Consider the following 25,605-nt stretch of genomic DNA (forward strand, 5'->3'; position numbering starts at 1 on the left):
TTGAAAAAAGGGTTCAACTCTAATTAAAAAGTCAAACCCCTTTATTTTTAAACTTACACACTTTTTAGGATAGTGTCGCTAAGTCATCGGGAGTTTATCTCGGTGACTTTTTTTTACATAAAAAATTCCAAATACTAGTTGTTTACTGATAGTATTTGGAATTTTATGTATAAAACAAAACAAATTATTTTTTCTCTTCTTCTGTTTCTTTTTTATCGGTCGGTTGGTCTTCTTTGGCGGCATTTTTAAATTCTTTGATTCCGCTTCCTAAACCTTTCATCAATTCCGGAATTTTTTTCCCACCAAAAAGTAGAAGCAAAACTACCACAATCAAAATAACTTGCGGAACTCCAATCATACCTAAAAATATTGCTAATGCATTCATAATATCTAAATTGAGACTACAAAGGTAAAAATAAATTAGTGTAGTTGTTTAGAATATAAGCAATTCTTAACTAAAAACTACGTTAAAGTGGATTATCTTTATGTAAAACAATAAAATTGTCACTTTTTAAAGAAGCTTTAATTCTTATATTTGTATAATAAATTTAGAATATGTCTGCAAAAAGACTAAAAAGACAACGACTCAAAAAACAATTATTCACCAAAAACCGTTTGGTCATTTTAAATGAAGAATCATTTGAAGAGATTTTTTCATTAAAACTTAATTTGATGAATGTTTTTGTGGTGGTAACCATTTCGGCGATTTTAATCATTTCTATTACAACTTACATCATCGCTTTTACACCCTTACGGGAATTTATTCCGGGTTATGCTTCCAATAAATTGAAAAAAGATGCAACTATCTTAGCCGTAAAATCAGATTCTTTGACTTTGGAAGTAAAGAAAAACGAACTCTATATTCAATCAATAAAAAAGATTCTCACCGGTGATTTAGAATATGCCAAATTTAACAAAGATTCTATTTTAAACCCTGAAAATGTTGATATTTCTAAGGATGAATTAAATCCTTCCGAAGAAGAACTGAAATTGCGTGAGCAAGTAGCTTTAGAAGATAAATACAACCTTTTTGAAAAAGCTCAATCAAAAGTAAATTTAGTTTTATTTCCTCCGGTTAGAGGACATATTACCGAAAAATACAGTGCAAAAAATAAGCATTATGCTGTTGATGTTGCGGTTCCAAAAGACACACCAATTAAATCCGTTGCCAACGGAACTGTTGTTTTTGCCGATTGGACACCTTCAACCGGAAACGTAATTATCATCAAACACCGTGATGCTATTTTATCGGTTTATAAACATGCAGCTACCTTAACCAAAACCCAAGGCGATGTGGTGCGAACCGGCGAAGTAATTGGTTTGGCCGGATCTACCGGAAAAGAATCAACCGGAATTCATTTGCATTTTGAACTTTGGAAAGATGGATTTACCATTGATCCCACACAATTTATTGATTTTGAATAATGATGCGAATTAAAGTTTTAGCCGCTAAACTTTTAGCCAAAAAAGTAAATAAAGAAACCAAAAAATGGTCTTCTAAACCTGTTGAAACACAACAAAAGGTTTTGCAGAACTTAATCAAAGAAGCTTCAAAAACCAAGTTTGGAAAAGACCATCATTTTGAAAAAATAAAAACCTTTGCCGATTTTGCCACACACGTTCCCGTTCGAGATTATGAAGATTTGAGACCGTATGTAGATTTAGTCGTTCAGGGAAAAGAAAATATTTTGTGGAAAGGAAAACCAATTTATTTTGCCAAAACTTCGGGAACAACTTCGGGGGCAAAATACATTCCGCTGACCAAAGAATCTATTCCATTTCACATTCAAGCCGCCAGAAATGCGTTGTTGAGTTATATTTATGAAACCGGAAATGCCGATTTTGTAAAAGGGAAAATGATTTTTTTACAAGGAAGTCCGATTTTAGAAGAAAAAAACGGCATCAAATTAGGACGACTTTCGGGAATTGTGGCTCATTATGTCCCAAAATATTTACTCAAAAATAGAATGCCTTCTTGGGAAACCAATTGCATTGAAGATTGGGAAACAAAAGTAAATGCAATAGCAGAAGAAACCATCAAAGAAGATATGTCTGTTATTTCCGGAATTCCGGCATGGGTGCAAATGTATTTTGAAAAACTTCAGGAAAAGTCAGGGAAAAAAGTGGGCGAGTTGTTTAAAAATTTCAGTTTGTATGTCTATGGCGGAGTAAATTTTGAACCTTACCGAGCCAAATTTGAAAATTTAATTGGAAGAAAAGTTGATTCTGTCGAATTGTTTCCCGCTTCCGAAGGATTTTTTGCCTATCAAGATAAGCAAAACGAAAAAGGAATGTTGCTGTTGTTGAACGCAGGAATGTTTTATGAATTTATCAAGGTAGACGAATTTTTTACTAATCCCGAAGGTTCGGGACCAAAACGATACACTATTGGCGAAGTTGAATTGGGCGTAAATTATGCTTTAATTATTTCCACCAATGCCGGACTTTGGGGTTATAATATTGGTGATACTGTTCAATTTACATCGCTTAAACCGCACCGTGTGATTGTTTCCGGAAGAATCAAACATTTTATTTCCGCTTTTGGTGAACATGTGATTGGAAAAGAAGTAGAACATGCTTTAAAAGAAGCAATGGGAGGTTTGTCAATCCGAGTAAATGAGTTTACAGTTGCTCCGCAAATCACGCCAGAATCAGGATTGCCTTATCATGAATGGTTTATCGAATTTGATTCCGAAGCTTCGGGAGAACCCGATAATCTAGAAGATTTTGCTCTGAAAATTGATGATGCGATGCGAAAACAAAATTCGTATTATGACGATTTGATTGTGGGTAAAGTATTGAGAACATTAATCATTACAAAAGTACCTCAAAACGGTTTTCAAGATTATATGAAATCCATTGGAAAATTGGGCGGTCAAAACAAACTGCCTCGTTTGAGTAATGACCGTGCCATTGCAGATAAGTTGCATAGTAAATAAATTTACCATTTTAATAGTAAACGAGCATTAACTGATTAGAAAAATAAAAACTACTACCTTTGCAGGTTAGAAAATAGAAAGAAATGAAAGAAATGAAAAACATATCCCGTTCAAGAGCACAAGAATCTTCTTCGGCAATTGAACGATTATATATCACAATGCGTCACTTGTTCAACCGAGGTTTCTATAAACCAATGGGTGTTTCTGGTGAAACGTTGCGTGAGGCATTATTGCAATTGCGTCCGGAAATCTATGGAACCATTGCCGAAGAAAAAGTAGAATTAAACGGGTTATTATACGTTATCGAACGACTTCCTATCGGAATTGAAGAATGCCGTTACATCAATTTAACTTCAGACGAAGGTTATTCAAAATCGCATTTTCAAGCAATTGTTCCTCCAAAAAGACGAAGAAATTGCTATCGAATAGACGAAGAACAAATGAACGTGGAAATTACCCGTGGACGTTCAGATATCTATGATATTTTAACACACTTGACGTTTATTTTTATCGAATCACATAAAATAAAAGACCGCGTTTTATTGGATGAAAATCAGTTTGAAGTGACTCGCGATTGGCAAAAAGTAGAATATTATGTTTTACAAGGCAAAAAATTATCTCAAATTGATAAAGAAAAAGCAATTTCGCACGCTTCGAATGTATTAGGAAGAAGTTTTTCTGAAGTTTTAGATATTTATGATTCCTTTGGAACAACCGAAAAACCTGATCGTTTTTTACACATTATTTATTGGTTGGGAAAAATAGCCATCGAAGAAGTGGTAGATAACAACAAACGAACCATCACTTTCAGTCCAATCTTGAGAGAACGTTTAGGACATCATATTCACGGCGAATTTTGGGCAACCCGCATTAAAAATGTGTTGAAAGATAACGATTTGTTAGATCGACCTATTCACATTATTAGTGCCAATATGCACAGTGTGATGAATTCAATTTTTGCTACACACGTTTTAAAAACGAAATTCAAAGACAAACCCGATTTCTTTATTTATGAAGAATTAAGTAAATCAGGAGCCAATGAATTACGCAGTAAAGTAGAAGATATAGCTTTAAAAAGCGGTATGATTTCTTTATTAGACACGTCGGGAACAAATATTGATGTGCAAGTTTTTGATACGGCAAAAATAGATTTTTCTAAAACAGCCTTTCCAAAGGCAAAAATCGGTAAGCAGCAACCGGTTTTAATTGTCATGGATTATGCATTTGGAGAACAAGCCTATGAAACCATCGACGAGTTGTTGAAAGCATTTAAAGAAAATAACAATCAAACTTTTTTAAATGTAGAATCGGTTTCTATCATGGGAAAAGCCGGAATTCTTCAAGGAGGAAAAGGCGATATTATGATTCCATCTGCTCACATTAACGAAGGAACAGGCGATAATTATCCGTTTGAAAATCAATTGTCACCCAATATGTTTTATGGCAATGATATTCCTGTTTTTGCCGGACCAATGGTCACCGTTTTAGGAACATCGCTTCAAAACAAAGATTTATTAAAGTTTTTCCACGAATCTACCTGGGGAGTTATTGGTTTGGAGATGGAAGGAGCTTATTATCAAAAAGCTATTCAATCTGCTTCAAAAATTAGGAAAAGTATACCTGAAAATGTAAAAGTACGTTATGCATATTATGCTTCAGATAATCCATTGGAAACCGGAAGTACATTGGCATCAGGAGGTTTAGGTACAACTGGTGTAAAGCCAACGTATTTAATTACTATCAAAATATTAGAACAAATTTTTAATTCTAAATAAACAAGTATGAGCTCAAACTCACCAATCAATTCTGATAATCAAGAAATAGACTTAGCACAAATAGCTCAAAAAGTAAATGGTATTTATGAAAGTTTACTGAATAAGCTTTTTAGGTTCATTCTATTCGTCAAAAATAATTTTATTCTACTTCTAATTCTCATTATAGTGGGTGTTGGAATTGGATTTTATTTAGATAAAAAAGTAAAGTCGTTTGATCATCAGGTTATTGTTTCGCCCAACTTTGGAAGTACAGATTATTTATATGCAAAAATAGATCTTATTCAATCCAAAATTAACGAAGCAGATACGGTTTATCTCAAGGAAATTGGCATTAAAAACACACAAAAATTTGATAATATAGAGATAAAACCAATAATTGATGTTTATAAATTTATCGAAAATAACAAAGAAAACTTCGAACTTATAAAATTATTGGCAGAAGACGGAAATATTGATAAAGTGGTTGAAAACAAGCTCACTAGTAAAAATTATCCTTTTCATTTAATCTCATTTACAACTTCAAAATTAACAGCAGAAAAAGAAACCGTTGAACCAATTTTAAACTATTTAAATGAAAGTCAGTATTTCAAACAGTTGCAAAAAGAATATTTAAGCAATATTCAAATAAAGATGAAAGCAAATGATTCAACCATATCTCAAATTGATGGTTTAATGAATCAATTTAAAAACAGAACGAATACTAACCACAGTGATAAATTAGTTTATTTTAATGAAAACACGCAATTAAATGATGTTATTCAAACAAAAGAAGCATTAATTAGAGAGCAGGCTAATTTGAGAATTAGCTTAGTAAATCTTGATAAAATAATAAAAGAAAGTAGTGTTATTTTGAATGATAAGAACATGAAAGGAACAAATGGAAAAATGAAATTTGTGATTCCATTTATATTATTGTTCTTGTTTATTTCTTTCAAAGTAGTAGTAAGTTTTTATAGAAAACAAGCATTAAAAAACGCACAAAAAAACAGCTAAAATGAAAGGAATAATTTTAGCCGGAGGCTCAGGAACACGCTTACACCCATTAACATTGGCTGTTAGTAAACAATTAATGCCAATTTATGACAAACCAATGATTTATTACCCTTTGTCAACCTTAATGTGGGCAGGGATTAATGAAATTTTAATTATATCAACACCGCATGATTTGCCTTTGTTTCGTCAGCTTTTGGGGGATGGAAGCAAATTAGGTTGTAGATTTGAATATGCAGTTCAGGAACATCCAAACGGATTGGCCGAAGCATTTATTATTGGAAAAGAATTTGTTGCAAATGACAAAGTGGCTTTAATTTTAGGCGATAATATCTTTTACGGAACCGGTTTGGCCGAATTACTTCAGGCAAACAATAATCCGGATGGAGGAATCATATACGCCTATCATGTGCACGACCCTGAACGATATGGAGTAGTTGATTTTGATGCGAATGGAAAAGTACTTTCAATCGAAGAAAAACCTACACAACCAAAATCAAATTTTGCAGTGCCCGGTATTTATTTTTATGATAATAGTGTCCTGGAAATCGCCGCAAACATAAAACCAAGTCATCGAGGAGAACTGGAAATCACTGACGTGAACAAAGAATACTTAAACCGCGGAAATTTGAAGGTTAGTATTTTAGACAGAGGAACAGCTTGGTTAGATACCGGAACGTTTCAATCGTTAATGCAAGCCGGTCAATTTGTGCAAGTTATTGAAGAACGTCAAGGTTTAAAAATTGGAGCAATCGAAGAAGCCGCATATAAAATGGGATTTATAAATGCAAATCAGCTTAAAAGTTTAGCAGAACCATTACTAAAAAGTGGCTACGGAACTCATTTAATGGGTTTAATTTAAATTGCAAAATTGACTAATTGTCAACTTGACACATTAATTTTATGAAATTTATAGAAACCAAACTCAAAGGTTGTTTTATTATAGAGCCAAAAATAATTCAAGACGAACGCGGTTATTTTATGGAAAGTTTTAACGAACGAACTTTTCAAAACGCCATAGAACAATCCGTACATTTTGTGCAGGACAATCAATCTTTTTCCGCCAGAGGAGTTTTAAGAGGGTTGCATTATCAAACAGGTGAATTTGCACAAGCAAAATTAGTACGTGTAATTCAAGGTGAAGTGTTGGATGTTGCTGTTGATATTAGACCCGGTTCTGCAACTTTCGGACAGTATGAAGCGGTGGTATTGTCTGCCGAAAATCAGAAACAATTTTTTGTGCCAAGAGGTTTTGCACATGGGTTTTTAGTTTTAAGCGAAATGGCTACTTTTTTCTATAAATGTGATAATTTCTATAATAAAGACTCAGAAGGAGGAATTATTTTTAATGATTTAACCATTGGAGTTGATTGGAATTTTGAAGCCGAAAAACTGATTATTTCAGAAAAAGACAAATTTTTACCAACGTTAGAAAACGCAAAAAAAGCATGGTAGTTTTAGTAACAGGTGCTGGTGGACAATTGGGGCAAGCTCTACAATTTATTGCTTCAAGCTATCCAGATGTTCAATTTGTTTTTTGTGATTCTAAAGAGTTAGATATTACAAACCTGAACAATATTAAACTGATTTTTGAACATTTTAAACCTAAATTTTGCATAAATACTGCCGCTTACACCGCTGTTGACAAAGCAGAAAGTGAAACGGAAAAAGCCCATTTAATCAATGTCGTTGGAGCAAAAAATTTGGCTGAGGTTTGTAAAGAGTTTCACACTATTTTGCTTCATATTTCCACTGATTTTGTTTTTGACGGAACAAAAGATTCGCCCTATTCTGAAGAAGATACTCCAAACCCAAACGGCGTTTACGGTCAAACAAAATTAGACGGTGAGAAAGCCATTCAAGAAACGTGGCAAAAGCATTTCATCATCAGAACATCGTGGGTTTATTCACAATTTGGTAACAATTTTATGAAAACCATGCTTCGTTTGGCTTCTGAAAGAGATAAATTATCAGTTGTAAATGATCAAATTGGCACACCAACAAATGCTGTCGATTTAGCAGAAGTTTTGGTAAAGATTTGCACTTCCAACTTCCAACTTCCAACTTCCAACCTTTTCGGCATCTACAATTTTTCCAACGAAGGTCAATGTAGCTGGTATGAATTTGCTAAAAAAATATTTGAATTCAATAACATTAAAATTAATGTAGAACCCATTCCAACCACAAGTTTTCCAACTCCGGCAAAGAGACCAGCATACAGTGTTTTGGATAAAACGAAGATTAAAAATGCTTTTGGAGTTGAGGTTAAACATTGGGAAGTAAGTTTAAAAAACATATAATTTTCTAATTCGAAAAAAACAAAAAAGTCCAATGATTTAGTATTTTCATTGGACTTTTGTTTGCTATTATTCTTATTATTTTTTGACAATCTTTTTAGTTTCTTTCTTCCCATCCACTTCCAGTTGAAGAATATAAAGTCCTTTTTGAAGATTGGATACATTTATTTTTAAACCATTCAAAATACCGTTTTGAACCAATTTTCCATCCACTGAAAATAGTTTATAATCTACTTCGTTGTATCCATGAACAATATACAATTCTTCCGAAACCGGATTCGGATAAATAGTGAATTGAAGAGCAGGTATTGGATCGCCTATAGCAAAAGTTTCTGGAGTACCTTTAACACTAAAGTTATTAAAAGTTACACGATCGCCATTGTCTTGGGTCATATTTTCACCTTCAAAACGAAGTCGAATTTTTAAGTTTGGATTATTATTCACCGCTTCAATCGAAGAAAAATCAACTTCATATAATTGATATTCATCAGACAAATTCAAAGAAGTTGAGGTTAATCCGGTAGTTGTCCAAACAGGAACGTTTTCTGTAATCGAATAATCAATTAAAATAGCATCGGCTGCATTTTCATCTTTGGCAGCAAAACCGAACAAAATTTCTTGATACCCAAAAGTTGAAAATTCAAAAATTAGTTGGTTTTCTAAACCGTTATGTTGAAAAGGTTGTTTGATTTGTAAACCTCTCATATTGGCCGATTCAAAAGGAACATCATCATTGGCTTCAGGAATATAATTTAGAATAGTTGGGCTATTTCTGCGTTCCATCGAAGCTTTTCGCCAATTTGGATGCGAACTGTCAAAAGGATAACCTTCCAAGCAAGATTCAAATCGTAGCAAACCTTCTGCCGGAACTTCAAAAGAAGCATTAATTTGAGTTAAAGCTGTATCATTAGGGACAGAATTATTCATTACCCAGAAATAAATGGGAGCCTCTTCAGCGGTTTCTTCCGAAGGAATAAAATGAGCCGTAAGTTGAATATTGGCGTTTGGAATGACAGTAATTTCTGATTCCGGACTCACTGAAGCTCCCGTCCAATGACTAAAAACATAACCGGGTTTTGCAATGGCTTTTAGTGTAATTGGAATATCTTTAAAATAAATACCCAACCATGGATACGGATTTTCCTGAACGCCAGGTGTGGTTGGCAGAATTTCGATGGTGTTTATTTTGATGTAGCCGTGATCAGGATTACTTACATATAAATAAGTATTTATGTTTTCGGTAATTCCAAATTCTTCTCTGATGTGATTTCTTTGATAAGTAGGTCGTTGAGAGGCGTAATTAATAATTGCAGAAGAATAGTCATGCCATGTTTGAATATTTTCGAATATATTCCATCTTTCATTATGTTTAGGAAATTCTTCGGAAATATTATTTTTCATTTCATAAAATAGTGGCTCAAGCCGAGATGGTAAAAATGTTGTGTTTAATAAATCTGCGAATCGGTTTATAAAATAATTTTTGAAACTTTCATTTTCAAGCATTTTCACAAATAATGTTCTAGACCAAGCAGGGTATGGATTATTGGAGGTAATACTGCCTTTAGCAAAAGCCAATGTGTTGTCTTGATGTGATCCAGCCAAACCAAATCCAACATCTGTATCTTTCAAAATCCATCGCCATCTACCATCATGACCATATGGGGAATCGGGAGTATATTGCAACGTTTTTTTACGAAATAACTCAACGTTATTGTACATCCAATCTAAGTTGTTCACATAAATTTCAGTAATGTGATAATCGGCAAAATTTTCAGGGTCTAGTTGTGTTGTTATGTAGTTGAAATTTTCATCAGTTACTAAAGAATTGGTTTCAACAAAATTTAGCATAGAGAAATAATGATCTAAATCACCTTCTTTAGCTTCATACAAACCTGAGATTTCAACATGGTCAATTTCATCATCATTAATGTCAAAAACTCTTTTAAAATAGTGTTTATCATAGCGTTCCCTCATGTTTAAAATACCCCAAAATTCTCCATTTAAAAAGGTAATAGTAGGCTGGTATGCCTGAGTCTCAAAATTAAGGTGATTAACAGATTTATGAATAAACGCATCAAGGAAATAGGTTGTAGCAAAATCATTACCAGAATTTCTGAGAATTAACCGCTTAAAACTTTCGTCTGCTAAATCTTCAAAAAAAGGATAATCTAAACTTTCTTCACCAAGTTCGGAGCGTGCATAAATACGCAATGATTTACTAGGATATTTACGTGTTTGACCGCCATGAATTCGTATACCAACGCCTTGATTAAGTACTTCTTCTTGGTTTACATAGTAACTAAATTGAGCATTTACTTCCCACTCGTCACCACTACGCTCAAAATTTGCGTTATAAAATGATGTAATTAAATTTGGATTTTGAATACGCCAATCATCATAATCTTTACCGGCAACATTAATCCCTTGCTCATAATCAAACAGTAAATCATCGTTAACATTTAGAGCAACTACAGGCAAAGTAAAAATATTAGCATCTTCAGCAGTATAAAAGTAATTTTTTGTAATTATTTCACTTACAGCATTGTCTTTAATTGCTTTAGCTCTAATTACGTTACTTTTTAAAACCGGAAATTCGGGCAAATAAGTTGGGTTGGATGAATTTGTAGTTGAAATGCTTGAAATTTTATTATCCTCGGGAGTACGATCACTAATGACAAGAGGATTAATATAATTATGAGAAGTATACGATTGATTAAATAATACTCCAAATCCATCTCCCGGATTTTGAGGATATATATTTTTGTATTGATAAGCAGTACCTGTAATGTTTGTTTCATCCGGAACAGATCCATCTGTTGTATAAATTATTGTTACATCAGGATCTGGATGAGTAATGTTTAAGGTAAATTCATTGCTATAAAATCCACTTTCTACAGAAAATAAAGGAGGAGAAAGCGTTGTGGTTCCTTCTTGATAAAAATTGGTTAATCCTGGCGTTGGAATAGGAAAAATTATAAATTCACTATTTCCGTCTGTTGCTCTACCATAACTATAGTTTTGATTAATAACAACCGGAGGAATTTGATCTGCAATTGTTCCGTCAGGAAAAGTAAGCGTAATAGTTTCTCCACCAGCACTAATTGCAAAATTAGTATGTAAAGGAAATTCCGGATTGGTTCTGTTTTTATTTGAACACCAAATGAGTAAATGTTCTCCGGGTTGAATAGAATAGTCTGGAAAAACCCATTTAAAGAGATTGTCATTATCCGATAATCCGTAGCCTAAAAGATTAATATTTTCCGTTCCTGTGTTATAAAGCTCAACCCAATCTTCATAACTCTCGTCATCGTCTGTATTAACCGAAGAATTAGATGTAATTATTTCATTGATAACAATGTTTTGAGCTTTTAAATTTAAAAAAAAGATCAAAAAACTAACGATTAAGATGGCTTTTTGTAATTTCATTAGTAAATATTTAATTGGTAGGAATTTTGCAAAAATAGTTAAATTTTATTTAATGTTTTTTTACTAAAATAATGGCAACAAAATGTATATTTGAAAACTATAATATTTATTCTGATAATTGTAAATTTAGCTTTCAATTCTGCAGTAGAATTTCTAACTATTGATGGATATATTGAATTATAAAAAAAGATTTTGTAAAAGATTTAAAATTATTTCTACTTAATTCACTAAACATGATAAAAACATACCATCATACTAAACTCAAGGTTTTATTCTCAATTTGACAACAATTTTATGAAAACCATCTTTCGTTTAGCCCATAAACGGTATAAATTATCTATTACAAATGTTCCGATTAGCACACCAAGAAACATTCGTAATTTAGCAGAAGTTTTGATTAATATTTTTACTACTAGAATTCATCAAATAAGATATTTATAAATTCTCCAACGAAGTTCAATCAATCTAAAATAATCTCTGAATTTAATAATATTAACTTAGAAATTATTATAACGATGGGTTTTACAAGATTTGCAAAACGGAAGTTTATCGAATTTAGAGTAGAGTAAGATTATTAAAGTATTTATAACAATTTGAAAAAATTAGCAATCATAGGAGCAAGTTATCTTCAACTTCCATTAGTAGAAAAAGCTAAACAAATGGGAATTGAAACGCATTGTTTTGCTTGGCCGGAAGGTGCAATATGTAAAGAAATTGCAGATTATTTTTATCCCATTTCAATTTTAGAAAAAGAAGAAATTTTAAAAAAATGTATAGAAATTAATGTTGACGGAATTACAACAATTGCTACAGACATGGCGGTGCCAACGATTTGTTATGTTGCAGAAAAAATGAATTTAATTTCAAATAGTTTTCATTCATCATTAGTTTCTACAAACAAATGGGAAATGAGAAAGGCTTTTGAAAAAGGAAATTGTTCTATTCCAAAATTTATCGAGGCCACAGACAGCAAAGTTACAATTGAGGGATTTAAATTTCCTCTTATTGTAAAACCATTAGACAGATCGGGAAGCAGAGGCGTAACAAAGGTACTGTTGGAAGATGAATTGCCTAGAGCAATAAATTATGCTATAAACGAATCTTTTTGTAAAAAAGCCATTGTTGAAGAATTTATAGAAGGAGAAGAAGTTAGCGTAGAAACCATTTCAATCAATGGAGAGCACACCGTTTTAGCAATAACAGACAAAATTACAACAGGACCACCACATTTTGTAGAATTAGCACATCATCAACCTTCTAGTTTATCAAAAGAAATACAAGAAAAACTAAAAACAGAAACTATTTTATGTTTAAATGCACTAGACATTAATTTTGGAGCAGGACATTCTGAATTTAAGATTACATCAAAAGGAGAAGTTTACATTATTGAAGTTGGAGCAAGAATGGGTGGTGATTTTATAGGCTCTCATTTAGTTCAATTATCTACAGGATACGATTTTTTAGAAGGTGTAATAACTATTGCTTTAGGAAAATTTGAAAGACCAATTTTAAAAAACAATGCCTTTTCGGGTGTTTATTTTTTATGTAATGAAACAAAGCAAATTTTACCTTATTTTAGTCAACAAAACGAATTTGATATTCAAAAAGAAATTCAGAACACAACCTTGCAAAATATTACAAATAGCAATGAAAGGTCAGGTTATTTAATCTATAAAGCGAACAAAAAAATTGAATTAATATGAAACTATCAGTAGTAACAACACTTTATAAGTCAAAACCTTTTTTAGAAACATTTCTAGAAGAGATGTTGTTCACTATTGAAAAAATTAAAATTCATGATTTTGAACTAGTATTTGTAAACGATGGTTCTCCAGATGATTCTGTCGCGTATTTATTAGAAAGAAAAAAAGAAATTTCACAAATAAAAATTATAGATTTATCCAGAAATTTTGGCCATCATTATGCAATTCAGGCAGGATTGAATTATGCATCAGGAGACTATATTTTTTTGATTGATAATGATTTAGAAACACCTCCAAGTGTTTTAATCGAATATTATGATGAAATTAAAAATAACAGTACTTTAGATGTTGTTTATGGTTATCAAGAAGCAAGAAAAGGAAATTTTATTGAGAAAAAAACAGGAAATCTATTTTGGATTTTAATCAATAAATTATCTGACACAAAAATACCACATAATATCCTTACAGAAAGATTAATGACCAAGCAATATGTAAATGAATTACTGCGTTTGCAAGATGCAAATTTGTTTATGGGCGGAATGTTTTATTGGGTTGGATTTAATCAAAAAGGGATTCCGGTTAAAAAAGGATTTAGAGAAGGAGCAAGCACCTATACATTAAAGAAAAGAGCCGAATTGATGTTACAAGCAATAACTTCATTTTCCGGAAAACCACTAGAATGGCTGTTTTATATTGGTGTATCAATTTCTTTTTTTAGTTTTCTTTTTTTAATGTATTTGGCTTTTCAAAAGATAGTTCATCAAGACGAAGTACAATTAGGTTGGACATCAATTGTTGCAATTAATGTTTTAATTTTAGGAATTATTTCAACTTTTCTAGGCTTAATAGGTATTTATATTTTCAAAATATTTAAACAAGTACAAGGAAGACCAAATGCCATAATTAAGAAAATATATGAATAAAGTTTTAGCAATTTTAGGGGCAGGAGAACTTGGAAAACAGATTGCAAACTTTGCTTTAAAAGACAATCATTACAGTAAAGTCTGTTTTTATGATGATTTTAATGTTGGAGAGGAAATTAATGGAAACACAAGCGATTTAATTTCTGATTTTAATAACAAACTTTTTGACGAAATTATAATTGGCATTGGATATAATCATTTAAAAGCAAGAGAAGAAAAATATTTATCATTAAAAAATAAAGTAAAATTCGGAAAAATAATTCATTCAACATCTTGGGTTGATGAATCAGCTATTATTGAAGAAGGGTGTGTTATTTATCCGAAATGTGTGATTGATAAAAAAGTAATTATCAAACACAACACACTACTCAATTTGAATTGCACTATTGCACATGATACAGTTATAGGATCGAGTTGTTTTCTAGCTCCATCCGTTTCAATAGCAGGTTTTTGCTCAATTGAAAGAGAATGTTTTATAGGTATTAACACGTCTATCAAAGAACGTATCGGCATTGTAAGTCAAACTACAATAGGAGCAGGAACGGTAGTAGTGAAAAACATAATTAAAAAAGGACTATACTTAGGTAATCCGGCAAAATTTATAAAATAAAATGATTCCATTTAATAAACCTTATTTATCAGGAAAAGAAACAGTGTATATTTCAGACGCAGTTGCTTCGGGAAAAATATCTGGAAACGGAAAGTATACTCAAAAATGCCAAGCATTTTTTGAAAATAATTTTGGTTTCAAAAAAGCATTGCTAACAACATCTTGCACAGATGCTTTAGAAATGGCTGCAATCTTGATTAATTTAAAAGAAGGAGATGAGGTAATTATGCCTTCATATACTTTTGTTTCTACCTCTAATGCTTTTGTTTTACGTGGTGCAAAAATAGTATTTGCCGATAGTTTGCCTAATCATCCAAATATGGATTGTAGCTCATTAGAAGCATTAATTACCCCAAAAACCAAAGCAATTGTTCCTGTTCATTATGCCGGTGTTGCATGTGATATGGATGCCATTATGGAATTGGCAAAAAAACACAATTTATTTGTGGTTGAAGACGCCGCTCAAGCAATAGATAGTTACTATACTGGTAAAGACGGAGTGAAAAGAGCACTTGGTTCTATTGGACATTTAGCTGCATTTTCTTTTCACGAAACCAAAAATATCATTTCAGGCGAAGGTGGAATGCTAGCCATTAATGATGAACAATTTATAGAACGTGCCGAAATTATTTGGGAAAAAGGAACCAATCGATCCGCGTTTTTTAGAGGCGAAGTAGATAAATATGGTTGGGTTGATATTGGTAGTTCGTTTTTACCATCAGAAATAATTGCCGCTTTTTTATGGGCACAATTAGAAAACTTAGAAGACATCCAACAAAAAAGAAAATCACATTGGCAAGAATATAAATTGCAATTAGAAAAATGGGCAACAGCCAATGAAATTCAATTACCATTAATTCCAGATTATGCAACAAATAACGGACACATGTTTTACATCCTTTGTAAAAACTTAGAACAGCGTTCGCAGATAATAAATAAATTAAAAGAAAAAAATACGCACCCGGTTTTTCATTACATCAGTTTACATTCAAGTCCTTATTATATAGAAAAGCACGATGGAAGATTACTACCTAACACAGATAATTTTACAGATACTTTATTGAGATTGCCTCTTTTTTATGAGCTAGATACACAAACGGTTATTAATCAAATTTTAGAATGATGAATATTAATATCAATATTAATTTGAACAATAAATTAAAGAATTTTAGGCTTGATGTTATTTTACTCTCTATTTTATTAATTTCTATAGTTTTAAGATTTTACAAACTTGATTTTCAAGGAGCATGGCTAGACGAATTACATACTTTAAAAGAGGGTGATCCTAATTTAACTTTCAAAGAATTACACCATGTAATTATGTGGAGAGAAGGTATCCCACATTTTTATTTCATTTTAATTCAATTTTTTGGAACCATTTTTTCACACTCATTATTTTCAATACGTTTACTTTCAGCTATTAGCGGAGTATTAGCTGTTTTTAGCATTTATCTTTTGGGCAAAGAAATGAAAGGCAAGAATTTTGGATATATTGCAGCAATTTTTCTAGCTCTACAACCATTCCATATAGAATATTCGCAAGAAGGCAGATCTTATTCCTTAATGATTTTATTTATTATTCTGTCTTTTTATAGGCTTGTTTTATTTTTGAAAAATGTAAATTTAAAAAACGCAATACTACTTGGAATATTCTTGGGCTTAATAACAAATGCTCATCCAATAGGAATTGTTAACGTTATTAGTGTTTTTTTGATTATCATTATTGCATTTTTTATTATTTCGGATAAAAAAGAAAAGATTGAATTTGTAAAGTATACATTTATAACCGGAGTAGTTACATTGGCTGTTTTTTCGCCAGTTTATCAAATAGTATCTAAAGTTTCAGACATTCAGTCTTTTTGGGTTCAAAAACCAACTTTTGATTATGTGAACCAAGTTTTAATAACAATATCTGGTGGAATAATTTCACTTTATTATGCCATTATTTTATCTTTAGTTTTTATTTTTGGCTATTGTATTTACTGCATAAAAAACACAAGAAAAGATCCTCAAATAAAACAAGAATTTTTAAATTCATTAATAATATTTACTTGGGTTTGCTTTTTTTTCGTTTTCATTCTTTTAAAATCACAAGGCGAAGCTTCATTAATATTAAATAGATATTTGATCTCTCTTGTTCCTGCTTTTATTTTAACACTAGCATTTGTAATCGATTTGTTTAAAAACAAATATTTAAAAACAATGTTTGTTTTAATCGTTTTACTGCTCTTTTCAAATGAAATATTTCTTCAAAAGAACTATTATACAACAAGAGTTAAGGCACAATTTAATGATTTGTCTCAAGAGGTTCTGGCATTAAATCAAAACAATGAAACTATTGTCTCAAATTGGGGCTGGCTGCTATCATATTATTTAGATAGGGAAAATAAAATTAAAAATGTATATGAAAAAAACTTAGACAATCACATTAATGATATTAAAACAAATTCAATTGAACAAGAAAATTTTTGGTATTTAGATGGAAATTCTAGACCATATGCTGTTGCACCAGAAACAGAACAATTTTTAAACGAAAATTTTATCTTAGAAAGAACAATAGAGTTGCATGATTGCTGGGCTAGATACTATGTTTCAAAAAAGGCCAAAAAAACAGATCAAGTTATTTTTAAACTAAATCAGTTTAGCAATGCACAATTTGATGGAAGTGGAAATCTATGGTTCTTTGAAAATTCAAAATCTATCTCACCAAAAATAAATTTAGAATCAGGAAGTTATGAATTAGAAATCGTAGCAAAGAGTTTTCCAAACCCAAAAATCAATAACGAAAACGCTAAATTCAAAGTGTCAGTAAATTCAAAAATTTTGGCAGAAATTGAGGTGTCAGAACAAAAATTGACCCCTTATAAATTTGAATATGTAAATGTTAATGCAAACAGTTTTCAAATAGAAATTGAATTCATTAACGATTTTGCAAAAGACAATTTGGACCGAAATCTTCAAATTTCAAAAATTCAATTAAAAAAAACAATTAGAAGATAAAAATAATATATTTGCACAATAAAAATAATCTAAAAAAATGAAAAATAAATTTTTAGTGCTTTTAGTAGCAGCAATGACTACTTTGGTTTCTTGTGGTGATAAAAAAGACGAAAAAAAAGAAGAAGTAGTAAAAAATGTTAATGAGTTTTTTAGTGTTGAAGTTGAAGCATTGGCCTCAAAAACAGATGATTTTGCAATGTATTTTTCGGAAGATGGAACATCAAAATTTGAAGATATTAATGCGGTATGGCACGGAATAAAAGGTGGAAAAGAAGAAATGATAGCCTTTAAATTGAGCGAAGAAAAAGTGCCAACTCACATACGTTTAGATTTTGGTTTAAAAAATCAAGATTCAGTTGTGATTAAAAATATTAAAGTTGATTATTTTGGTAATAAAATTGAAATTAAAGGCTCAGATTTCTTTAATTACTTCATTAAAGACGAGCAGTTTGTTACCAAAACAGATGACGCTAAAGGAACAATGACAATCTTATCTAAAGAAGGAGTTTATAAAACACCTTATTATTATCCCACTCAATTAACAATTGATAAGATAAAAGAAATTACAACAAATAAATAATATCAAAAGTGAACGAAAGTTCACTTTTTTTATCTTTAAAATCAATTACATTTACGTAACAAATTTTTTATTATGATTAAAGTGACGTATTTTTTTGTGGTTTTTTTTTTGTTCGTAAGCTGTACTTACACAACGGAACATAAATCGTTAGAATTAGATATGGATGTTGTAATTCAAAAGTCTGATTCTATAAATATATATTACTCAAATTCAAACTCTATTCGCTTTGATGATCTACGTTCTTTTTGGATAAAAGTGAAAGGCAATAAAAAAAACCAAAAAATTCAAATTATTTTTCCCGACACAATCCAACCCAAACAAATACGATTAGATTTCGGTAGAAATATAAAACAACCCGAAATTATTGTTAACGAGATGAAATTCTCATACAAAGGCAAAGATTTTACCGCAAAAGGAGAAGAAATTTATTATTTGTTTAGAGTAGATGATTCTAACACAACTATCAATAAACTTACCGGAAGTTTAAAAAGAAAAGAGAAGAACCAGATCATAGGGCCTTCTTTATATCCTAATGGTGATAAGTTATACAGAAAACTAAATCAGTTGTATACTGATAAATCTGAAAATTAAATGGTTCAATTGCTGAAGAAAATACTATTCCACAAGCAATTCCAAAAACTAGGCATTTACGGTTTTGGTCAGTTGTTTAATTTAGTTACACCATTATTGGTTATTCCTTATATAGTAACCGTTTGTGGCGAAGAAAATTTTGGAAAAACAGCCGTTGGAATGGCAATTGCATTTTTCTTAATCGTTTTTGTAGATTATGGATCAGATATAATTGGCCTCAGAGAAGTTTCGGTTAACAGAGATAATCCTATAGCTTTAAATAAAATTTTTACAACTACATATGTTGTAAAAGCAGTTATTTTAATTGTTGTTTTAATTGTAACCAGTGCCGTTTTTTTATCATTTCCTTATTTTCAATCAGAAAGTAAAATGTTTTTTCTTGGCCTTTTAGTTTTATTAGGACAATTCATCAACCCAACTTGGTTTTTACAAGGAATTGAAAACGTTAAATGGATTACGGTTTTAAATGTAATTTCAAAAACTATTTATGTTATTGGTATCTTTCTAACAATAAAAAACGAGTCAGACTATATATACATCAACATGTGGTGGGGAATTGGTATGATTGTTTCTAATTTCATACTATTTGTTTTGGTTGTAAAAAAACATCAGTTTTCCTTTTTATTTGTTAAAAAAGATGAAGTTGTAAAACACATTAGAAATGACTTTTCAATGTTTTCTTCACAAATTTTTGTTTCATTACAACTCTATGCTCCTGTGGTTTTAGTAAGTTATTTTGGAAACAACTTAATGGCCGGACAATACCGAATTGTTGAACAGGTTATAGTAATCTTTAAAACGTATATCTTTTTATTTTTTAATTATGTCTTTCCTAAAATTTGTTTTTTAGTTGAATTCAATTATAAAAAAGGAATTAAAAACTGGATTATTTATAATGGCACCAATTTAATAGTAATTACAATTGCAATGGTTCTATTCTACATTTTTTCCTATGAAATTGTCTCCTATTTTAATCCAACAAATAGATATGTTTTAAGCAATTTATTGCAAGTAGCTGTTTTTATACCGTTAATCTTAGCCGTTTCTATACCGCTTAAACAATTAATTTTAGCATTAAATTATAACCTTTTTTATGTTAGATTAACTTCAATTATGGTAATAATAAATTTAATTACAATCATCGTTTTATTACCAAAACTTCAAGTATATGGCGTTTTTTATTCTTTAATAGCAACAGATTTAGTGATTATTATTTTTTATCTTTACAAACTAAAGAAATCTAAAAAGCTTTTATGATAAAGAACTTGTTTCAAAAGTTATTAAATAATTCAGGAAAAGACTATGTTGTAGATGCTAGAATTCCTCAAAAGCTTATTATTTCTGTACTTACAAGAAGAATCATAATGCTAATTAGAGGCTTTTTGAAAACAGGAAACAAGGTTTTTATAGGAAGCAACACAAAAATTTTTAATTCTCAAAATATTGATTTTGGAAAAAGCGTTACTATTGATAAACATTGCATTATAGACGGGTTTTCTTCAGAAAAAATCATCTTAGGTGATTGCGTAAAAATTGGTGCTTTTTCAACACTAAGCTCAACCAGCCATATGTCTAAATACGGAAAAGGATTAAAAATGGGCAATCATTCAGCCATCGGACAGTTTACAGAGTTTGGAGCCGCCGGCGGAATAGAGATTGGAAATGATGTTATAATGGGTTCATATATAAGTTTTCATTCTGAGAACCATATTTTTTCTGATAGTTCAAAATTAATTAGAGAACAAGGAGTTACTTCTAAAGGAATAAAAATAGGAAATAATGTGTGGGTTGGTGCAAAAGTTACTTTTCTAGACGGAGCAATAATTGGAAACAATTCAGTGGTAGCAGCAGGAGCAGTTGTTAATGACGTTTTTCCTAACAATGTTGTCATTGGGGGCGTTCCGGCAAAAATTTTAAAAACAATTGATTAATATGGGTTTTAAAATACAAAAAAATCTACTTTATCAATTTCTGTTTATTGCCTGTGTGGCGGTTACCTATTTAAATAATTATGAATTAACTTTTGCTATTTGGTCCTTAACTGCATTAGTGACTGTGAAAACAAAATATTCTCTTTCTATTTTAAAATTAATTAGCTTTTTTTTACTCATTTTTATAATCGCTCTCATTGCAACAGCAGGTCAGGACTTTAAGCTATACAGTTTTTTTAGGGATATTGCCTATCTGTTAAAACCAATTTTAGGCTTGCTAGTGGGTTATCAATTGTGCAAATCACATTTAAAAAAGCCTTTAAACACTGCTATTTATACAGGTGTTATAGTTGCAATTCTACATTTATTAATTGTTGCCTATACGGTCTTGTTCCGATCGGTAAGAACTATTCATGAACTTAGACAGTATTCCGGATATTTTAGTGATTACGAGGTTTATATTCTAATTTTATTAATTTTCCATAGAGAATTTCAAATAGACTTACCATTAAAAAAAATTAAATGGTTTATAGCAATTATAACTGTATCCGGACTTTTCTATTTGGCAAGAACCAACTTTATTCAGTTTGCTATTTTATTTATTGCCATGAAAGGATATTTTGCAATAAACAAGAGATCAATAATCGTATTAACAACGATTACTTTAGTCGCTTTAACAGGATATTCTGCGATTTATATTTATAATCCTAATCGAGGAGCAAAAGGATTAGAAGCTTTTCTTTTTAAAATTAAAAATGCACCAATAGAACCCTTTAAAACAAAAATAGATGTTTCAAACTGGAAAGATTTTAATGATAATTATCGGTCGTATGAAAATATTTTAACAATAAGACAAGTTGGTAATGCCGGAATTAAAGATGTCATGATTGGTCAAGGACTAGGATCCTCAATCGATTTAAAAAAAGAAGTATGGCTTCAGTCTAGCTACATGCGATATATTCCTTTTTTACACAATGGTTTTATGACAATTTTTCTAAAGTCAGGACTGCTGGGTGTTTTTGTGTTGTTACTTTCTATTTTCTACTTTTTTAGAATGAAAAAATCTGATATTGAGGTAATTAAAAACTTAAATTATTTGTTACTTGGTACTGGTATTTTTTTAATTCTCTCTTATTGGGTTTTTATGGGATTTTATTTTACTGTAGACACTAAAACAATTTTTATAGGTTTTCTAATTTGCTATAAAGAATTACATTTAAAGACTAACAAAATAATTGATTAATGAAAAACATTCTTTTTATTCATCAATCCTCAGAACTTTATGGGTCAGACAAAACATTATTATTGTTATTGACACACTTAGACCGATTATTATTCAATCCAATTGTTGTTTTACCTAATGAAGGACCTTTAAAATCTGAACTTGAAAAAATTAATATTAAAGTTGTAATTGCTCCTATTCTAAAACTTTATAGAAATATGTTTTCTTTTAAAAACATGATTCAATTTTATAAAGATTATAAAAAGGCAATCAACATTTTAGACACTATAAACAAAGAATATACTATTGATGTTGTTTACTCAAATACGTTGGCCGTTTTATTGGGAATGATTTACTCTAGAAAACGTCAAATTAAACACATTTGGCATGTTCATGAAATAATTGTTCACCCAAAGAGTATCGCAAACATCTTTCCAAAATTATTACTGCGTTATGCAGATTTAGTGATTTGTAATTCCTACGCAACTCAAAATAATCTAACGCAAAGAGCTCCAAATCTTGTTAACAAAAGCATAGTAATTCACAATGGAATCGAAACAAATGAAACTTCCATATCATATAAAAATAAAGAAGATTTTGGCTTTTCAAGTTCAGATATTGTTATCACGTTAGTTGGAAGAATAAGCAGATTAAAAGGTCATAAGTGGTTTTTAAATACATTTATAGATTATTTAGATAAATTAGAAGACATTAACGTTTTGTTTGTTGGATCCCCGGTTGTTGGACAAGAGTTTTATTTAAAAGAAGTTGAAGAAATAATTATTAGTAATAAATTAGAAAAAAGAATCAAAATCATCCCTTTTACATCCGATTTAAATGCTATTTGGAAAAATACAGACATAGCTGTAATGCCATCAACAGAAGCAGAATCTTTCGGACTTGTTGCTGCTGAAGCAATGCTTGCTCAAAAGCCTGTAATAGCATCTAATCATGGAGGGTTAACAGAAATAATTGTTCACAATAAGTCAGGAATTCTAGTTGAACCAAATAACAAAGCAGAACTATACGAAGCTATTTTAAAACTTAAATCAAATCCAGATTTAAGAGTCAAGTTAGGAGATAACGGAAGAAAAAGAATCCTAGCCGAGTTTTCGCTGGAAAAATATATTCAAAATATAACAGACAGCATTAAACATATTTAATAATATATAGCGAGAACACCAATCCATTTATCATATTTTCCCTATTTTTGCCCGCGAAAAGGAAATAATAAATGAAAATAGCCATACTCGGAACCCGAGGCATACCTAACTATTACGGAGGATTTGAACAATTTGCAGAATTTTTTTCAGTTTATCTAGTTCAAAAAGGACATGACGTATATTGCTATAACTCACACAATCATAAATTTCAGGAAAAAACATTTCATGGTGTAAACATTATTCACCAACACGATCCGGAATACAAATATGGCACTTTTGGTCAGTTTATTTATGATTATAATTGCATTATCGATTCTAGAAAAAGAGATTTTGACATCATCTTGCAATTAGGATATACAAGTAATTCAATATGGTTTTTTCTTCTTCCTCAAAAACCAATTATCATAACCAACATGGATGGCGTAGAGTGGAGACGTTCTAAATACAGCAGACCTGTGCAACAATTTCTTCGGTTTGCAGAACGTTTGGCGGCAATTAGCAGCGATTATTTAGTTTCTGATTCTTTGGGAATTCAAACATTTTTGAAAAAAAGATATAAAAAAGATTCCACTTACATTGCCTACGGAGCACATCCGTTTAACAATCCAAACGAAACTATTTTAGAACAATATCAAGTTCAAAAAGAAAATTTCAACATGATTATGGCTCGGTTTGAACCCGAGAATAATCTTCAGATGGTATTAGATGGTGTGGTAAAAAGCAATGATTCAACCCCAATTTTAGTTGTAGGAAACCACAATACCAAATACGGTGAATATTTAAAAAATAGATACCAAAATCACTCTTCCATAAGATTTATGGGAGCAATTTACAACTTAGAACACCTCAATAATTTACGGTATTTCTCAAAATTATATTTTCACGGTCATTCTGTGGGCGGAACAAACCCTTCTTTGTTAGAAGCAATGGCGTCTAAAGCATTAATTTTAGCTCACAACAACGATTTTAACAAAGGAATAATTAAACAAAACGGTTATTATTTCGCTAATGCCGAAGAGGTAAAAAATTTACTGCTCACTATCAAAAAAAATGATAACTTGCAATTCATTCAAAACAACTTTGAAGCCATTGTAAACGAATTTAATTGGGATAAAATAAATGGAGAATACCTTAGTCTTTTTGAGCAATGTATGGCAAGATCTAAAGCAGGAAAATAAGCAACATTTTTCATTTATTCCTTTTTTGCTTTTACTCTGTACAATTCCAATGTCATACGGAGTTAACAATGTTTTATTAGGCGTTTTTCTAGTCTCGCTATTGCTAAAGAGTAAAGAAATAAAGGTTAATTTTCAATACGCACTTTTACCACTTATTGCACTTTTTCTACTGATGGTAATTTCCTATTTCTGGAGCATAGATGCCAAAGCAACGCTTAAAGCCATTCCTAAAGAAATTGGATTATTACTAATTCCACTATGTTTTATGATTATGAAGCCGTTTTCAAAAGAACAACGGCAAAAAATTATAAAATACTACAGTTACGCCATGGTGCTTTACGTGGTTTTTTATTTAATCAAGGCCATTGTAAGATTTTTGTTATCGGGTGATACAAATGTGTTTTTTTATCATGAATTGGTTACAAAAGAAGTAAACGCCATTCACGTTTCTGTTTATGTTTCCATTGCCTTTTTTTACTTTTTCACAAAAGAAATTAAATCTAAACTAGAAACAAGTATTGCTTTAATACTTTTTGTGTTTGTATTTCTTTTGTCTTCCAAAAACATCATAATTGTTTTTATTATTTTAGTTTTAATTGAGTTTTTCTTCTTTTCAAAAAGCGGTCACAAAATGAGATTGCGAAATTTAATCGTTCTTGGATTAATTATAGGCTCGTTTTTATTTGTAGGAAAAATAAAAAATAGATTTAAAGCAGAATTTCAGTCAAATACAGAAAAAAGCATTAGTCACACCGTAGTAGATCTTGATAAAAGTTTAGATGGAATAAATGTATTAAGCATCAAAGAAGCTTGGACAAATGAAAAATTTTCGCAAAATGACTTTTTCCCCGGAACAGCTTTTCGAGTGTATCAAGCCAGAATGTTTTTTGAACTTTTTCAGGAAGAAAATGTATTTTGGAAAGGATATGGGCTAAACGCATCCTACAAAAAATTGGAAGAAAAAGCCATAAAATACGATGTTTTTAGAGGAAATGAAAGCCAAGAAGGCTATCAAAATAAAAATTTCCACAACCAATATATTCAAAACTTTGCCGAGTTAGGTTTTATTGGATTTTTAATTTTAGTGTTCTTGCTTGCAATAAATTTAAAAAATGCAACAAAAAATAAAGATTTTGTTCAAATTACTTTCGCAATTCTCATGATAAGTTTATTTTTGACAGAATCTTTTTTGTGGAGACAGCGAGGCGTGATGTTTTTTAGTTTGCTTTACTGTCTTTTTAACGCAAAAGAGTATTTGCCCCTAAAAAAAATGTAAT

General features: G+C 30.7%; 23 protein-coding genes. 21 read left to right on the forward strand and 2 right to left on the reverse strand.

Going from position 1 to position 25,605, the window contains the following annotated elements:
• Positions 1 to 184: 184 nt before the first annotated feature.
• On the reverse strand, positions 185 to 385 hold the full coding sequence (gene tatA, locus AC23MC_RS03210; protein WP_487567129.1) for a twin-arginine translocase TatA/TatE family subunit: 201 nt from the start codon (positions 383 to 385) through the stop codon (positions 185 to 187).
• Between the two features lie 170 nt (positions 386 to 555).
• On the opposite strand from tatA, the gene AC23MC_RS03215 reads away from it, so the two are divergent.
• The 7 genes from AC23MC_RS03215 (at position 556) to rfbD (ending at position 8,004) form a co-directional block, all read left to right on the forward strand.
• Complete coding sequence (locus tag AC23MC_RS03215; RefSeq protein ID WP_487567128.1) at positions 556 to 1,425, forward strand: M23 family metallopeptidase; 870 nt, start codon at positions 556 to 558, stop codon at positions 1,423 to 1,425.
• Positions 1,426 to 1,427: 2 nt separating this feature from the next.
• The gene (locus AC23MC_RS03220; RefSeq protein ID WP_487567134.1) at positions 1,428 to 2,939 is read left to right on the forward strand and encodes a GH3 auxin-responsive promoter family protein; all 1,512 of its coding nucleotides are present in this window, start codon (positions 1,428 to 1,430) and stop codon (positions 2,937 to 2,939) included.
• An 83-nt stretch (positions 2,940 to 3,022) separates the two neighbouring features.
• Positions 3,023 to 4,714: a DUF6909 family protein gene (locus AC23MC_RS03225; protein ID WP_487567127.1), complete on the forward strand. Its 1,692-nt coding sequence runs from the start codon at positions 3,023 to 3,025 to the stop codon at positions 4,712 to 4,714.
• 6 nt (positions 4,715 to 4,720) lie between these two features.
• Positions 4,721 to 5,707 (forward strand): hypothetical protein, encoded by a 987-nt coding sequence (locus tag AC23MC_RS03230; protein WP_487567126.1) that lies wholly within the window; start codon positions 4,721 to 4,723, stop codon positions 5,705 to 5,707.
• A 1-nt stretch (position 5,708) separates the two neighbouring features.
• Positions 5,709 to 6,566, forward strand: a complete 858-nt coding sequence (gene rfbA, locus AC23MC_RS03235) for a glucose-1-phosphate thymidylyltransferase RfbA (RefSeq protein ID WP_487567125.1) — start codon at positions 5,709 to 5,711, stop codon at positions 6,564 to 6,566.
• A gap of 41 nt (positions 6,567 to 6,607) precedes the next feature.
• Entirely contained in the window at positions 6,608 to 7,159 is a 552-nt protein-coding gene (rfbC, locus tag AC23MC_RS03240) for a dTDP-4-dehydrorhamnose 3,5-epimerase (RefSeq protein WP_487567124.1), read from the forward strand.
• Positions 7,153 to 8,004 (forward strand): dTDP-4-dehydrorhamnose reductase, encoded by an 852-nt coding sequence (gene rfbD, locus AC23MC_RS03245; RefSeq protein ID WP_487567123.1) that lies wholly within the window; start codon positions 7,153 to 7,155, stop codon positions 8,002 to 8,004. Before rfbC ends, rfbD begins: the two co-directional genes overlap by 7 nt.
• A 75-nt stretch (positions 8,005 to 8,079) precedes the next feature.
• Here rfbD and AC23MC_RS03250 read toward each other — a convergent pair whose 3' ends face one another.
• Positions 8,080 to 11,427: a CotH kinase family protein gene (locus AC23MC_RS03250; protein WP_487567122.1), complete on the reverse strand. Its 3,348-nt coding sequence runs from the start codon at positions 11,425 to 11,427 to the stop codon at positions 8,080 to 8,082.
• 252 nt (positions 11,428 to 11,679) lie between these two features.
• Here AC23MC_RS03250 and AC23MC_RS03255 point away from each other — a divergent pair, with 252 nt between their 5' ends.
• The 14 genes from AC23MC_RS03255 (at position 11,680) to AC23MC_RS03320 (ending at position 25,604) form a co-directional block, all read left to right on the forward strand.
• Entirely contained in the window at positions 11,680 to 11,868 is a 189-nt protein-coding gene (locus tag AC23MC_RS03255) for a hypothetical protein (protein WP_487570626.1), read from the forward strand.
• A gap of 152 nt (positions 11,869 to 12,020) precedes the next feature.
• Positions 12,021 to 13,130, forward strand: coding sequence for an ATP-grasp domain-containing protein (locus tag AC23MC_RS03260; RefSeq protein ID WP_487567121.1), 1,110 nt, complete (start codon positions 12,021 to 12,023; stop codon positions 13,128 to 13,130).
• Entirely contained in the window at positions 13,127 to 14,053 is a 927-nt protein-coding gene (locus AC23MC_RS03265) for a glycosyltransferase family 2 protein (RefSeq protein WP_487567120.1), read from the forward strand. The genes AC23MC_RS03260 and AC23MC_RS03265 overlap by 4 nt, the downstream gene beginning before the upstream one ends.
• Positions 14,046 to 14,663, forward strand: coding sequence for an acetyltransferase (locus AC23MC_RS03270; RefSeq protein WP_396149412.1), 618 nt, complete (start codon positions 14,046 to 14,048; stop codon positions 14,661 to 14,663). The genes AC23MC_RS03265 and AC23MC_RS03270 overlap by 8 nt, the downstream gene beginning before the upstream one ends.
• 1 nt (position 14,664) lies before the next feature.
• Positions 14,665 to 15,786 (forward strand): dTDP-4-amino-4,6-dideoxygalactose transaminase, encoded by a 1,122-nt coding sequence (gene rffA / locus AC23MC_RS03275; protein WP_487567119.1) that lies wholly within the window; start codon positions 14,665 to 14,667, stop codon positions 15,784 to 15,786.
• Positions 15,786 to 17,663, forward strand: a complete 1,878-nt coding sequence (locus AC23MC_RS03280) for a glycosyltransferase family 39 protein (RefSeq protein WP_487567118.1) — start codon at positions 15,786 to 15,788, stop codon at positions 17,661 to 17,663. The genes rffA and AC23MC_RS03280 overlap by 1 nt, the downstream gene beginning before the upstream one ends.
• A gap of 37 nt (positions 17,664 to 17,700) precedes the next feature.
• The gene (locus tag AC23MC_RS03285) at positions 17,701 to 18,243 is read left to right on the forward strand and encodes a hypothetical protein (RefSeq protein ID WP_487567117.1); all 543 of its coding nucleotides are present in this window, start codon (positions 17,701 to 17,703) and stop codon (positions 18,241 to 18,243) included.
• Between the two features lie 72 nt (positions 18,244 to 18,315).
• Positions 18,316 to 18,834, forward strand: a complete 519-nt coding sequence (locus AC23MC_RS03290) for a hypothetical protein (RefSeq protein ID WP_487567116.1) — start codon at positions 18,316 to 18,318, stop codon at positions 18,832 to 18,834.
• Positions 18,835 to 20,091, forward strand: coding sequence for an oligosaccharide flippase family protein (locus AC23MC_RS03295; RefSeq protein WP_487567115.1), 1,257 nt, complete (start codon positions 18,835 to 18,837; stop codon positions 20,089 to 20,091). It begins immediately after the preceding gene.
• Positions 20,088 to 20,765: an acyltransferase gene (locus AC23MC_RS03300; protein WP_487567114.1), complete on the forward strand. Its 678-nt coding sequence runs from the start codon at positions 20,088 to 20,090 to the stop codon at positions 20,763 to 20,765. Before AC23MC_RS03295 ends, AC23MC_RS03300 begins: the two co-directional genes overlap by 4 nt.
• Before the next feature lies 1 nt (position 20,766).
• A complete protein-coding gene (locus AC23MC_RS03305; protein WP_487567113.1) occupies positions 20,767 to 22,008 on the forward strand; it encodes a hypothetical protein in 1,242 nt (413 codons plus the stop codon).
• Entirely contained in the window at positions 22,008 to 23,150 is a 1,143-nt protein-coding gene (locus tag AC23MC_RS03310) for a glycosyltransferase family 4 protein (RefSeq protein WP_487567112.1), read from the forward strand. Before AC23MC_RS03305 ends, AC23MC_RS03310 begins: the two co-directional genes overlap by 1 nt.
• 71 nt (positions 23,151 to 23,221) lie before the next feature.
• On the forward strand, positions 23,222 to 24,328 hold the full coding sequence (locus tag AC23MC_RS03315) for a DUF1972 domain-containing protein (RefSeq protein WP_487567111.1): 1,107 nt from the start codon (positions 23,222 to 23,224) through the stop codon (positions 24,326 to 24,328).
• Positions 24,270 to 25,604 carry an O-antigen ligase family protein gene (locus tag AC23MC_RS03320; RefSeq protein WP_487567110.1) on the forward strand — a complete coding sequence of 445 codons (1,335 nt, stop codon included), beginning with the start codon at positions 24,270 to 24,272 and terminating at the stop codon, positions 25,602 to 25,604. Before AC23MC_RS03315 ends, AC23MC_RS03320 begins: the two co-directional genes overlap by 59 nt.
• Position 25,605 lies beyond the last annotated feature (1 nt).

The sequence above is a fragment of the Flavobacterium sp. T50_26 genome, assembly GCF_057652995.1.